The following is a 12,840-nucleotide window of genomic DNA, read 5'->3' as shown; positions in this document are numbered from 1 at the left end:
GTTACGCGTTCAAGAAGTGAAAGATGGCTAAAAAAGTAGCTACTCCCAAACAAGAAGGAGGAGGTGGATATACTTTCGAAGATAAAGTATCAGCTTCTTTCCTATTGAAAATGCTATCTGGTCTCCATCCACTTCATGTCGAAGCTGGGCAAATAGAATCAGTTCGATTTCAAAAGCGAGTCGAGGGTTGGTTTCTTGACGATCTTGTACTCTTTCTCCAAGCTAGCGATGGTGAAAAGAATGTCTTGGCGATCTCCGTAAAGAGTAATAAGCAGCTCACGAGCAACGGATTTCCAGAAGACTTTAACGAGGCCATCTGGGAGCAAAGCCTGCATGTTGAAACAGATGTGTTCAACATTGAGCGAGATTATCTTGCTCTCGCAACTGCATTGGTGGATCAATCAGTGAAAACAGGCTGGGATGGACTTCTAACGAAAGCAATTGACGCAGATGCAGCAGAATTTGCTAATCGAATCTTAACTCCCAAATATTCTAACGATATAGAACGAGCTATATTTAAAAGTCTCCATTGCCCCAAAGGTGTTGATTTAAACAAAACGTCTACAGACACAGCCAACCTCCTAAAGAGACTTCGCCATATACAGTTTGATTTTTCAAGCGAGCCGTCTACTGATGAGAATGAATGTATTTCAAGATGCAACGAATTGCTACGAGACGGTGGGATGGGCGAAGCTGCTTCGCTTTGGACTCATCTAAAGGACATCGCGCGAAGGTTTGCTACGTCTGGTGGAGATTTGACACGATCTCAGTTAGCTGATCGACTACGAAATAAATATTTGCTCAATGAATTTCCTAATTACGTATCTGATTGGGCTAAGCTCAACAATGAGTTCCGTATTCAGACTGAACGTGTGCGAGAGAAGTTGGCCGGAAAACTATTTCTTTCTTATAGCAGTGTAGAAGAATTAAAAATTCCGCAGCCGATATCAGCTTTGGTTGGAAAAAGTGGTTCCGGAAAAACGGTGATTGCAAAACAGATTGCATCCAGTATCGCTGAAAATTTTCACGCAATATGGCTTTCACCATCCATACTCAATTCCAATAATGTTTCAGTTCTGTTTTCAGATCTTGGACTTCAATACAGTTTACCAGAATTGGTTGCCCAATCGACAAGTAGTAACGGTGTCATTATTGTCGATGGATTTGAAAGACTAGATCAAACTGGATTAGAAAACCTTGCTACACTATTACGACATGCAAAAATTGATTCAGATGAATCAGCATGGTCATTCATATTTACTTGTGTCATTGATTTCTGGGAAAAAACTTTTCGGACTCTTCAACGAGAGTTCGGTAAAGCTCTTGATGTTAAAATCAAGTCAATTGAATTTCAGTTTAGTAATCATCGAACTGAAATTGCTACGAATTTTCCTGACCTGTTAGCAATACTGCAACGACCCCATCTGTATCCTATATTTGCAAATCTCAAAATTCTTGACTTGGTTCTTTCAAATATACGCGATGAGACTCAGGCTGCGTCTTGGATTGGTGAAACAGATATTCTCGAATGGTATTGGGAACAGATTATTCACAACGGGAATGATGGTTCGGCGCGATCTCGCTTTATTCAGAAACTAGCCTGCGTTGAAGCAGATAAGTTTCTTTCTGCTGTGCCAGTAACTGAATTTGAAAGTGATGAATGTCGGCTTTCGTCAGGTTTGATTACAGATCAGGTTATCTGGAGTCGAGATGAAAGATTCGGATTTGAACACGATCTGTTAGGAGATTGGGCGAGAACTCGATTATTACTCAGTCACCAACATGATGTTACACCTCTTATCCAGGAAAAAGTCCACAATCCGCATTGGCACCGTGCGATCCGCTTGTATGGACTCCGGCTGCTTGAGAATAAATCATATGACACAGAACAATGGCGGGAACTGATCTCCGATTTGTCATTGAACAATAAGCACACAGTTGAAAGTGATCTAATCCTCGAATCAGTTGTATTTGCAGCTAATGCGGAAGTCCAATTAGAAATTGTCTGGCCGTCACTTTGTGAATTAGAGGGAATGCTCCTTAAGCGACTATTGAGTCGATTCTTGCATGTCGCTACTTTACCAGACCCGAAGTTTTCGAACATATCAGATGATGCTGCTATTGCAGCAATCCGCCGCTATCCTTTCTGGCCACTTTGGACCTCAGTGCTTAAGGTCCTGTTTAAAAACAGAGCTGAAGCGATATGTCTATCAACAGACCAGATTACGGAAATAGCTGACTTATGGCTAAAACATTCAGCTCAGAAATGGCCCTTTCGTGATGAAGCGGCTCAGATTCTTCTTGATGCAACGGCACACATTCTAGCTGAAAGAAAAACAAAAGAGTGGTGGGATTATGATGGGGATTTAAGTGAGAAAGTATTCGCTCGATTACTGACTGCTTCTCCTGTTTATACGGATCAAGTTGCTGAACTTGCACTTTCATTAGTGGAACGGCGAGATAGTTCACTGTTTACTGATGAGGATGGTCTGGAGGAAGAAGAGCTAAATGAAGAGGATGAAGTCTCTTCACTTATAAATCCGAGAAGTGGGCCCCTCGCAGATCCATGGCCGGATGGTCCACTCAGGTCTGTTAATCGGAATGTACATAATGGGTTTTTGGGTTCTGACGACCCACTTCAGTATTTATTCGAAGTCCATCCAGAGGTTGGGAAGGAAGTTCTTCTGGCCCTGTTGATTAGAGAACCGTTACCAAAAATGAACCATCCTGATTATTTTGGTTGTGAGATCAATGAATTTTTGCATGTAGTAACAGAACCAGACTGGAATGATGCTATGTATTTTCATGGCCCCTTCTTGCTGTTTCTTCAGATCAATTGGGAAAAAGCAATCGATATGATTGTGACTCTCACAAATTTCGTGACACAGAGATGGATTGATAATAGAGAAGATCCTCCCCCACCAGTTTGTGCCTCAGTCAATGGAGAAGAAATTGAATATTTCGGAGGGTTTGACAACTATTTTTGGTATCGAGATTTCGTAAATGCCCCCAATATCATTGTGCCAGCACTCATGGCATTGGAATACTGGCTTTATTGTTGTCTTGAACTTGATGGTCCAATTAAACCAGCTCTTAAACAAGTAATTCAGACCTCACAAAGTACTGCACTCCTAGGAGTGATTGTTTCGGTAGGGCGCAAACATCCAACGCTTTTCAAAGATTCATTGAAGGATCTCGTGCCAGTTTGGGAACTTCAGGTATGGGAAGAGCAATATAGAATCAAGGGGGGAGAACAAATCCTCGGATTGACAATGATGGGTTGGGTTCGCTGGGGAGAGTCCATTTACAATCAGGTCCTTGAATGGCACAAAATGGAGCATCGGAAAACGACTCTTGGTAATGTCCTCCTCAAGCTCTTCATGACTGACCAGGAGTTTTCATTATTAATGAACAAAATTCAGACTGAATGGAGTGAACAACTTGCTCGAGATAGCGATTCTGAGCACGCTGAGTATCTAGAAAGAATCGCTCTCCAATTTGATAAACAAAAATGGACAGCTCGAGAGATAGAGAATGGGATGGTGTTGGAATTTGTGGAGCCTGAAGAGAGGACACTAAGGCTTGCCGAAGAAAGAAAAATAATTCAGCAAAATATGGATACCCTGAACATTCCAATTAGATGCAGGAAATTATTAGATGAAGGTGAAGTATTAAATCATGATGACCTGGAATCTTTTTGGGAACAACTTCAAAAATTTAGTAGTGATGCAGATCAAATAAGAGATCGGGGAGAGGTACCAGAACATGCCATTATCGGAGGTGTCGCAGTTCTCTTTATTTTGCATCGGGGATGGCTCGAAGAAGAAACCTATCGTGAAAGATGGTGTTGGGAACAGTTGGGAGAGGTACTCCGTGATCGGCCAATACGCCCCGAGACTCACGTCGCTATCTCTGACACTAACTATTATTGGAATAATTTCGTTGCGATGATCTTGCCACAACTACTTGTGGAAGAACCATTACTTGAAGGTTGTCGCTCACTCTGTGCAGAATTTGCACTCTCTTATAACTATTCTGTTATTAAAGATCTGATGTCGTCTGCTTTTGAAGTCCGCTCAGAATTAAAAGAGGACTTTATAAGACTTCAATACATTATTATGGCCTCTTCTGGAATTCGAAATGTAAGGGAAGTGACACGCGGAGGTAACACTATCTGGAACTGTCCTGATGTTGAGTATGATGTTATTCCCATATTTAATGATCAGGTTGATCAGTTTGTTAAAACATTGATCCCTGCTGAAATACCATTGTTATGTAATATTGCAAATGAATCGCACAAATACATTTTAGACATGGTTAGTAAACAGCATGAAATAACAAGTGGTGAGCCTTATCCAGAAGAATCTATAACATTTATAGAGAAGAGAATTCAACGTGGTCGTGGATTCGAAACAGAACATATTCAAGCAGGGTTCAGTTGGCTCGAAAAAATCGAATTAGAAACTGATGCAAAGAGTCGGATCAAGTGGGTGGCTACTATTGAGAATATTTTGCATGGATTCCTGCGACCTCTCGGAGGAATTGATGAGGCACTGCTTGATAATGAGGGACATGGTTCTTTTTTTGTTTCACCTACCCATGGGGATACATGGATATTCGATCTAATTGCAACTGTAATTCCCAAGCTTAAACAAAGTGAGAATGCCCCAAAGTTGTGGGAGCCAATTCTATCATTTGGATTAGACCGAGTGAACTGGGTCGACTCATTTATATCGGCTTGGTTTGTTCACGGATTAAAAGTCCCAGGCCGCGAAGAGATGTTTTTTGATGAGTGGAAGAAAATGATCGACTTTGCTTGGTCCTGTGAAAACTGGAGACATTCAAAAGTCCGGTCACACCATTCGGATGATGAATTGTTTCGACATCTGATGGGATTTAGTAGTTTTGGATATGGTTACTTCGAAGATGTGAAATTTCGCCCTTTTATCAAAGGAATGAAACCCGAATTTGACAAATGGACAGATGAGTATTTACCTCACCCTGAAGCGTCGAGTTACTTTGCCAAATTTCTAACATATCCATCTGCAGAAGATCATTTGCGTGATGGCATTAAGACTTTGGCTCAGGCAGCCAGTGATTTTAAAGAGTCGCACTGGCAGGATTACTACTATCTTGAGCGATCACTTTTAGATCTTTTGGAGTACGATTGGAAAGAAAACTCTCGGCTCATAAAGAATGATGCAAGGATCCGCCAGGACTTCACGACAATTCTTAAAACAATGTTAGATAGGCAAATCCCAAGGGCAATGGAATTACAAGATAGGATGAGTAGGTCGCGTTAAGTAAACTGCACGAAAAGCAAGATTAGGGCTTAGATGAAAGTAAGGGGATGATTAGGAATAAGTAATCGAGGACTAAGCCAGGCGCAAAAGAAAACCCCGATGCGGCGACAATGTCACTGCATCGGGGTATCTAAGTGGCGGGGACAGGATTCGAACCTGCGACCTCGAGGTTATGAGCCTCGCGAGCTACCGGGCTGCTCCACCCCGCGTTATGGGTCCTGTGAAGGACTGAAATTGCTTATTTGAGAGCAGATGAACAGACTGACTTCGCTGGTTTTCAACGGCGTCTGTCCAGTTATAAGCCCTAACTACAGTAACGGAATATCGTTACCGAGTTAGAGCATTATAGACACATCGTCTGCTGACGTCGAGTAACTTTGTTCATTTTCACAAAAATCGATGGGAAGTCCGTGAAAAACGCCGGTTTTGGCCCGGAAATCACTCGTATTCCCACTTCAGCACCCAGGGATCCTTCGTCTTTTCCTGCCAGGCTTTCAGCTTTTTCTGCAGTTTTTCCAGCGTTTCCTGGTGCTCCGGCTCGAAGGCCAGGTTCTTGCCTTCGTAGGGATCGGCGACCAGATCGTACAGTTCGTGGCGGGGACGGTTCAGGTAAGCATAGACCGTCCGCTGCCCGTACATCTTATCACCCCGCTTGAGCACGCCCTGCCACGTGGGGGACCGATATAAATCGGAGGCGAACGGGTAGGGAAGTTCGTGTGCGATGTTGAAGATGTACTTGTACTTGCCGCTGATGATGACCCGCATCGGGTAATACATCGTGATCTCATGGAACGTGTGTGAAGCGTAATGTTCGTCGTAGTCGGGCGCGTGTTCCTTACTCAAGGCACTGCGGAATGAGCGACCGTGGAATTTGTAAGGCACGGGTTTGCCGCGACCCGTGGTCCGCTTGCCGTTATTTTCGGTGGGACGGATCGGGGGAACCGGCTTGGGAGTGACTTCACAGTAATCCAGAATCGTCGGCACGAGGTCGGCCCAGGTGACGAGGGCATCGGTAGTGATGCCCTTTTTTTCCTGTGTCGGATCCCGCACGATCAGCGGCAGGTTCATGCCCGGCTGATAAAGGTTCGTTTTCGCGCCGGGGAAGGGAGGTCCGTTATCGCTGAGGAACATGACCAGCGTGTCTTCCCAGTGGCCGGTCTCTTTGAGTGTATTGATCAGTGAGACCACACCCTGGTCGAGACGGGAAATCGCCTGGTAGTACTCAGCCAGTTCCTCTTTGACTTCCTGATGATTGGGCAGCCACGGTGGCACGACAATCTGTTCGGGCTTGTATGTGATCGGCGTTACGCCGGGGTAGTGATCGGGATCATCATTGAAGTTGGAGTAACCATCGGGGCCGCCGCCACGGTGGGGATCGCTGCTGCAGTAGTAGAGGAAGAAAGGACGGTCGTCGTCTTCGGTGATCCACTCTTTCGCGTTCGCCGCCATCTTTGCGGAGTTGCGATTTCCCTGGATGCCTTTATTACGATACTCCTGGAAATGATAAACGTATTCGGGAGCCAGATGATATTTTCCGATTGAGCAGGTCCGGTAGCCGGCTTCTTCCAGAATGATGGGCAGCGACTTCACCGTAGTGTAAGTGCTGAAGTGGTTGTAGCTGTGAGCGTGTCCGTAGTGACCGGTCGCGTGGTTATACAGGCCCGTCATGATCACGGAACGACTGGCGGAACAACTGGCGGTCGTGCAGTGGGCCCGGGTGAAGCGGGTTCCTGATTCGGCCAGCATGTCGATGCCCGGCGTTTTGATGACTTTATTACCGTAACAGCCGGCCTGAAAACCCTGGTCGTCGACCACGATTACAAGCACATTTTTCTGTTGCGGAGCAGCGGACGCTGGTGTGACTGAAACACAGACCAGCAGCAGGCAGAGCATTGCGTAAAGACAGCGATTCATGATGTTCTTTCTTCTGAGAGCGGGAAAGGCGGGAATCGGATGATTGATGTCTGGTTAGGATTCCATTCATTCTAATGGCGGTGCAGACCAATCGCAAATCGACAATTGTCCCGGCAGGGAGTTTATGCGAATGCAGCGAAATCCGCGAGGACTGGCTTGCGAGCGGGGAAGTTCCTTTCGATAATTAAGAAATTCACGACTCATACCACCTGTCCTGTTTCCATGCAGGACTCCCCCCTGGTTAACAACAGAATGAAGGTTACGACTATGATCACCTGGAAACGCACCACATTGCTGCTGGCTCTGCTGCTGGCCGTGACTTCGCTCAACCTGGCGGAAGCCGAAGAAGCTAAACTGAATCAGCCTCCGGAAGGTTTCAAGCAACTCTTCAACGGCAAAGACCTGACCGGCTGGAAAGGCCTGGTGGGCAACCCCAAAACACGGGCCAAGATGAGCCCTGAAGAACTGGCCGAAGCTCAGAAAAAAGCCGACGAGAGCATGAACGAGCACTGGAAGGTCGTGGATGGCATCATCGTCTTCGATGGTAAAGGTCAGAGCCTGTGCACCGCCAAAGATTACGGCGACTTCGAAATGCTGGTCGATTGGAAGATCAAGAAAGACGGCGACAGCGGTATCTATCTGCGTGGTTCGCCACAGGTGCAGATCTGGGATCCGGCTGTGAAAGCCGCAGGTGGCGTCGGTTCCGGCGGACTCTACAACAACAAAAAGAACCCCAGCAAACCACTGCTGACCGCCGATAACCCGGTGGGCGAATGGAACACCTTCCGCATTAAAATGGTCGGCGAAAAGGTCAGCGTCTGGCTCAACGGTAAACTCGTCGTCGACGACACTCCGCTGGAAAACTACTGGGAGCGGGACAAGCCGATCTACGAAACCGGACAGATCGAGTTGCAGAATCATGGCAACACACTTTATTTCCGCAATGTGTTTATCAAAGAACTGGATTAGTGATCTGAGAGATCAATCCTGATACCATGGGAAAGCGCAGGGAGCATGCTCTCTGTGCTTTCTGTCTTACTGCGGATTACTTTCTTACGAAACTTCACGATATGCTGTCAAAGGACGCGCCACTTTCAGACCCCACCGCACTGGCCCGGTTTGGCAAACTCGACGTTGTCACCCGGCTCGTCGTGGAAGGTTTCATGATGGGACAGCACAAAAGTCCCTTCAAAGGAGCCAGCGTTGAATTCGTGGAGCATCGGCAGTATTACCCGGGCGACGAAATCCGTCATATCGACTGGCGGGCCTACGGCAAGACCGGGAAGTATTACGTCAAGGAATTCGAAGAAGAGACCAACCTCCGCTGTTACCTGCTGCTCGACTGTTCGGGCAGCATGGCATATGCCGGCAAGACGCTCAGCAAGTTCGACTATGCGAAACAACTGGCGGCAGCACTGGGTTACCTGCTGCTCAGTCAGCGCGACGCGGTAGGCTTGATCACCTTCGACAGCAAACGCCGCGACTTCATTCAGCCTTCAGCCAATCCGAAGAATTTTGGTCAGATGCTGGAGATCCTGGAGAATGCGAAACCGCGACACGAAACCGCGATCTCGACCGTCCTGTCCGAAGTGCAGCCGCTGATCAAACGCCGCAGTCTGGTCGTGTTGATCTCCGACTGTTTCGATGAACCCGAGGCACTGACGACCACCCTCAAACAGCTCCGCCACGATCGGCATGAAGTGCTGCTGTTCCAGGTCGTCGCACCGGAAGAGGAAGAGTTCCCCTTCAGCAAGCCGACCCAGTTCCGCAGCCTCGAGTTGCGGGGGCATCATCAACTGGTCGACCCGCATCAGCTGCGGGCCCGCTACCTGGAGCAGTACCAGGAATTCTGTGCGACACTGGCCCGGCAGTGCGGCTCGGTGCACGTGGATTATCTCAAGTTTCGCACGACCGACCCCTATCATCTGGCGCTGGGGGCATTCCTCAATCAGCGCACCCGCCCCGGACGCAAGTAGACGAGTATTGTATGGCTGGTGAAAAAATTCCGATCAACCGCACCCTCGTAGGCATTATCGCTCTGGCCTGCCTGGGAGTCGCCGGCTACCTCTACTGGTTCGCTGCGCAGGACCTATTTGCGCAACAGGATATTGTCACGGGCGCCTTCATGCGGGTGGGGCTGCTGATGCTGGCCTTCTGGCTGGCACTGCCGACTAAGGACCGCGATGCGGCCTGGGCGAATGTGCCTCCGTGGCTGTTCGTCGCGGTAGCGGTGACAATCGTCTTATTTGCGACCAGACCCAAAGTCGCGATTCCGCTGGTGCTGTTCTTCGGCATTATCGGTTTTGTGCTCAGACCCCGTAATAAAAAAAGACGTCCTCCGCGGTATTAAACACGCGGAGGACATGCTGATTTAATTCGGGCTTTGAGCGCGACTGATCGGCTGAACCTGCAGGTCGCTGGACAGCTTGCGAGGAGCCTGACCGCTGGTCTGTGAGACCGGATCGATCGGCTGTGGCCGCTGCAGGCGACGACGCAGTGCTTCGGGATTCTCCCGCTGTTTACCGTCGATGTAGACCCGGGCTGCTACTTTGAGCAACTGCGGACGACGGATGGGCAGGACCCCTTCCAGGTTACCCGCCAGGCGTTCGACCCAGCCGGGCTGGCGTTCCATGGCCAGCGTCATCATGTGCAGGAAGATGGAAACTTCCTTGAAGTTGCGGTCCAGAATCGCATTACTGACCGGGGCCAGAATTTTGGCAGCGACTTCCACCGTCTGTGAAGGAAACGAAACATACATCGTCACCTGATGCGAGATGGAATCCCGCTTCTCATCCTTACCCGGATAATATTCGGTCTGCAGGTGGAGCAGGGCTCTGGCTGAAATCGGCTTGGCAAGTAACGGACTTTTATAGACTCCCGAGCAGACTACGATCGACTCGGCAGGGGTCTGATAAATGACATCCAGCGTACCCACTGTGCCGTCGCCGGCATCGACTTCATACGAATACGGACCGGTTTGCCACATCTTGAATTCGGAAAGCTGCATCTGTCGCCAGATACTTACGACCACATCGGGGTGGGCAATGAAATAAGCGTACGCCGAGTGGTTCACATCCAGGTGGATCTTGGGCAGTGTGCGAAACATGCTGATGTCTTTCAGCACGTATTCGGCATTTGTACGGTTGGCGGGCGTCATCTTATCCAGGGGCAGACTGGCCAGGCAGGCTTTCCGGGCGCTGCGGGCCGAAGATCCCTTGGATAACTCTTGAATCAGTTCTTCTTCGCTGGGAATGGGCAGAGGTTCGTCCTGTCTGCGGTTTTCCCGTTCGAATTCCGTCAGCTGCCGATCATCGTCTTTTAACAGATATTGATCGGCAGCTGACTTCGTCAGGGCCGGGCTCTGGCCATCGCGTTGGTTGGCGGGTGTATCCTGGGCGGAGACAAATGCAGCAGGAGCTGTGATGCTGGTCGTTACGGTCAGTACCAGAATCGTCAGTCGCTGTATGAATTGTGTCTTGTCCATTTTGATCATAGTGTGACCTGTCTCTTTCCGCTGTCCGCTGATTATGGGTCTGGTTTTGCGCTGGATTCAGACTGAACATGTCAGTCAACGGGCGCACTTGCGGCGGGGGCTAGCTCGGGGCCATCCTCTGCCACGGGCGTGCTGTCGATTCCATTGGGGTAGGGATCGGGGGGCACAAACGTGGCTGGCTCAGGAAGAGGGACCAGGTCATCGACCGATTCGTCACTGATGTCCTGCTGAGGACGGCTGTATTCCGTGCGGGCCTCAGCGGAGTAGTAGTATTCCGGTCGGCAGTCAGAGCAGCATTTGCACCACCAGCGGTTGAATCGCGAGCGACACCAGTCTGGCTTGCCGATGCGAGTCAGGTCCCAGGTGGGACGGTAGAATCGATCCGCATACAGCTGCGTGTCACTGACATCGTCGATCAGGTTATAATAGAGATTGCTGGCCCTGAAACACTGACAACCTGAGCAAAACAGGATTGGCTGTGCCAGGACGATGCAGACAAATGCTGCGCGCATTCGTGGTATCCTCCCCCCCATTAAAGCGTGACCATCCATGGTCACCACCATTCTGATGAAGCTGTTCATCAGTCGTACAATCGCCTGTACCTAAGGATGATCGGCTGGGGCAGACGCGAAACTTTATCGATTGTTCGGAATGATCCGGTTATCGTGGTATTGCAGGTGCACTCCGGCAGAGACTGCCTGAATGGGTAGGAAACACTGTAATAATAGAGGGAAATGCAACAAAACTGAGCAGTTTTTTCGGAGAACTCCTTGCCATACGAAGCAATCTTGAGATTTGAGTCCGCAGGCAGGATACTGGAGAGACGGTGCACCTTAATGTCGCAGTTCAACCGGGATCAAAAGGGAGAATGTACATGTACACGCTGATACAAAAACACGCGAACCTGATCTGCCTGCTGGGCTTCTGGCTTCTGGGGCATCCATTGCAGGCGGAGGAGCCGGACCGCGGTACTCCCTGGCAGATCCATATCATCGACGACTCTTCCCGCGGTGCGGACGGTGTGAAACTGTATGATATAGACGGCGACGGTCTATTAGACCTGACCACCGGCTGGGAAGAGGGGGGCATCACCCGCATCTACCGCAATCCGGGACCTGATAAGGTGAAAGCGACCTGGCCAGCGGTGACCGTTGGTAAAACACCTCAGGTGGAAGACGCTGCCTGGATCGATCTCGAGCACAAAGGCACCAGCCGGGCGGTCGTCAGTTGTAGTGAAGGGAAAACGCGGTCCGTCTTCGTGCACTGGACGCCTGAAGCTAAACCGTTTGAAAACACCTGGGAGCAGGCTGTAATCCCCGCCTCGAAAGATCGCATGATGTGGATGTTCGCGATCCCCGCGAAACTGGGCCAGGATGCAAGCGGAGGGGAAGTCCTGGTGGCAGCCGGTAAAGGGCCGGGGGCCGAGATTGGCTGGTTTGAATGTACCAGCGAACCGCGGGATCTCTCGTCCTATCAATGGCATCCTCTTTCCCCGGCGGGCTGGATCATGTCTCTCTATGCCGTCGACATGGACGGCGATGGTGATCAGGACCTGTTAACCACGGATCGCAAAGGGAAGCACCGCGGATGCCGCTGGCTCGAGAATCCGGGTTCCGTCAGCTCCAAAGGGGAGCCGTGGAAAAATCACTGGGTCGGCGGTCAGGATCGCGAAGTGATGTTTGCCCATCTGGCGGACCTCGATCAGGATGGCCTGCAGGATATTCTGGTGGTTTCGCGGGCTCCCGATGAAGTGCACTGGTACCGTCGCCTGGATCAGAGTGGCCTGAAATGGGATCACCGCGTCATTCCTTATCCCCAAAACACGGGTGGCGGAAAGGGAGTTGCCGTAGGAGATCTGGACAGGGACGGTCAACTGGACCTGGTCCTCAGTTGTGAACATGCCGAGCCACCCAGGTCCGGAATGTTCTGGCTCCGCGGTTCTCGCGACGGAGATCAGTTTAACTGGGAGTCACGGGAAATCAGCGGTCCCCAAGGAATTAAGTATGATCGCATCGAACTGCTGGACCTCGACGCCGACGGCGATCTGGATGTGCTCTGCTGTGAAGAAAGACACAAGAAACGCGGGCTCGGATTGTTCTGGTATGAAAACCCGGGCCAGAAATAAGGAAT

At 49.6% G+C, this 12,840-nt stretch carries 8 protein-coding genes and 1 tRNA gene; 5 read left to right on the top strand and 4 right to left on the bottom strand.

What is annotated here, in order from left to right:
- Positions 1 to 23 precede the first annotated feature (23 nt).
- Positions 24 to 5,303 carry an ATP-binding protein gene (locus HG66A1_RS29125; protein ID WP_145192657.1) on the top strand — a complete coding sequence of 1,760 codons (5,280 nt, stop codon included), beginning with the start codon at positions 24 to 26 and terminating at the stop codon, positions 5,301 to 5,303.
- A 135-nt stretch (positions 5,304 to 5,438) separates the two neighbouring features.
- On the opposite strand, the gene HG66A1_RS29120 is transcribed toward HG66A1_RS29125, so the two are convergent.
- A tRNA-Met gene (locus HG66A1_RS29120) sits at positions 5,439 to 5,512 on the bottom strand.
- 229 nt (positions 5,513 to 5,741) lie between these two features.
- Positions 5,742 to 7,217 (bottom strand): sulfatase, encoded by a 1,476-nt coding sequence (locus HG66A1_RS29115; RefSeq protein ID WP_145192654.1) that lies wholly within the window; start codon positions 7,215 to 7,217, stop codon positions 5,742 to 5,744.
- A gap of 267 nt (positions 7,218 to 7,484) precedes the next feature.
- On the opposite strand from HG66A1_RS29115, the gene HG66A1_RS29110 reads away from it, so the two are divergent.
- The 3 genes from HG66A1_RS29110 (at position 7,485) to HG66A1_RS29100 (ending at position 9,567) form a co-directional block, all read left to right on the top strand.
- On the top strand, positions 7,485 to 8,186 hold the full coding sequence (locus HG66A1_RS29110) for a DUF1080 domain-containing protein (RefSeq protein ID WP_145193957.1): 702 nt from the start codon (positions 7,485 to 7,487) through the stop codon (positions 8,184 to 8,186).
- Between the two features lie 101 nt (positions 8,187 to 8,287).
- A complete protein-coding gene (locus tag HG66A1_RS29105; RefSeq protein ID WP_228030203.1) occupies positions 8,288 to 9,193 on the top strand; it encodes a DUF58 domain-containing protein in 906 nt (301 codons plus the stop codon).
- A gap of 11 nt (positions 9,194 to 9,204) precedes the next feature.
- Entirely contained in the window at positions 9,205 to 9,567 is a 363-nt protein-coding gene (locus HG66A1_RS29100) for a hypothetical protein (protein WP_145192648.1), read from the top strand.
- 21 nt (positions 9,568 to 9,588) lie between these two features.
- Here HG66A1_RS29100 and HG66A1_RS29095 read toward each other — a convergent pair whose 3' ends face one another.
- Together HG66A1_RS29095 and HG66A1_RS29090 are read right to left on the bottom strand one after the other, a co-directional pair.
- Entirely contained in the window at positions 9,589 to 10,701 is a 1,113-nt protein-coding gene (locus HG66A1_RS29095) for a hypothetical protein (protein ID WP_232106700.1), read from the bottom strand.
- 80 nt (positions 10,702 to 10,781) lie between these two features.
- A complete protein-coding gene (locus HG66A1_RS29090) occupies positions 10,782 to 11,222 on the bottom strand; it encodes a hypothetical protein (RefSeq protein ID WP_145192642.1) in 441 nt (146 codons plus the stop codon).
- A gap of 362 nt (positions 11,223 to 11,584) precedes the next feature.
- Here HG66A1_RS29090 and HG66A1_RS29085 point away from each other — a divergent pair, with 362 nt between their 5' ends.
- Positions 11,585 to 12,835 (top strand): FG-GAP repeat domain-containing protein, encoded by a 1,251-nt coding sequence (locus tag HG66A1_RS29085; RefSeq protein ID WP_197996857.1) that lies wholly within the window; start codon positions 11,585 to 11,587, stop codon positions 12,833 to 12,835.
- Positions 12,836 to 12,840: the final 5 nt, after the last annotated feature.

The organism is Gimesia chilikensis, from assembly GCF_007744075.1.
Classification (GTDB): Bacteria; Planctomycetota; Planctomycetia; order Planctomycetales; family Planctomycetaceae; genus Gimesia; species Gimesia chilikensis_A.
Note: the sequence above shows the minus strand (reverse complement) of the source record. Positions and strands in the feature narration are given on the sequence as shown.

Bases quoted from the DNA above. Each gene is read 5' to 3' on its own strand.
- HG66A1_RS29125 (WP_145192657.1), top strand. From the start codon at position 24: ATGGCTAAAAAAGTAGCTACTCCCAAACAAGAAGGAGGAGGTGGATAT.
- HG66A1_RS29115 (WP_145192654.1), bottom strand. From the start codon at position 7,217: ATGAATCGCTGTCTTTACGCAATGCTCTGCCTGCTGCTGGTCTGTGTT.
- HG66A1_RS29110 (WP_145193957.1), top strand. From the start codon at position 7,485: ATGATCACCTGGAAACGCACCACATTGCTGCTGGCTCTGCTGCTGGCC.
- HG66A1_RS29105 (WP_228030203.1), top strand. From the start codon at position 8,288: ATGCTGTCAAAGGACGCGCCACTTTCAGACCCCACCGCACTGGCCCGG.
- HG66A1_RS29100 (WP_145192648.1), top strand. From the start codon at position 9,205: ATGGCTGGTGAAAAAATTCCGATCAACCGCACCCTCGTAGGCATTATC.
- HG66A1_RS29095 (WP_232106700.1), bottom strand. From the start codon at position 10,701: ATGGACAAGACACAATTCATACAGCGACTGACGATTCTGGTACTGACC.
- HG66A1_RS29090 (WP_145192642.1), bottom strand. From the start codon at position 11,222: ATGCGCGCAGCATTTGTCTGCATCGTCCTGGCACAGCCAATCCTGTTT.
- HG66A1_RS29085 (WP_197996857.1), top strand. From the start codon at position 11,585: ATGTACACGCTGATACAAAAACACGCGAACCTGATCTGCCTGCTGGGC.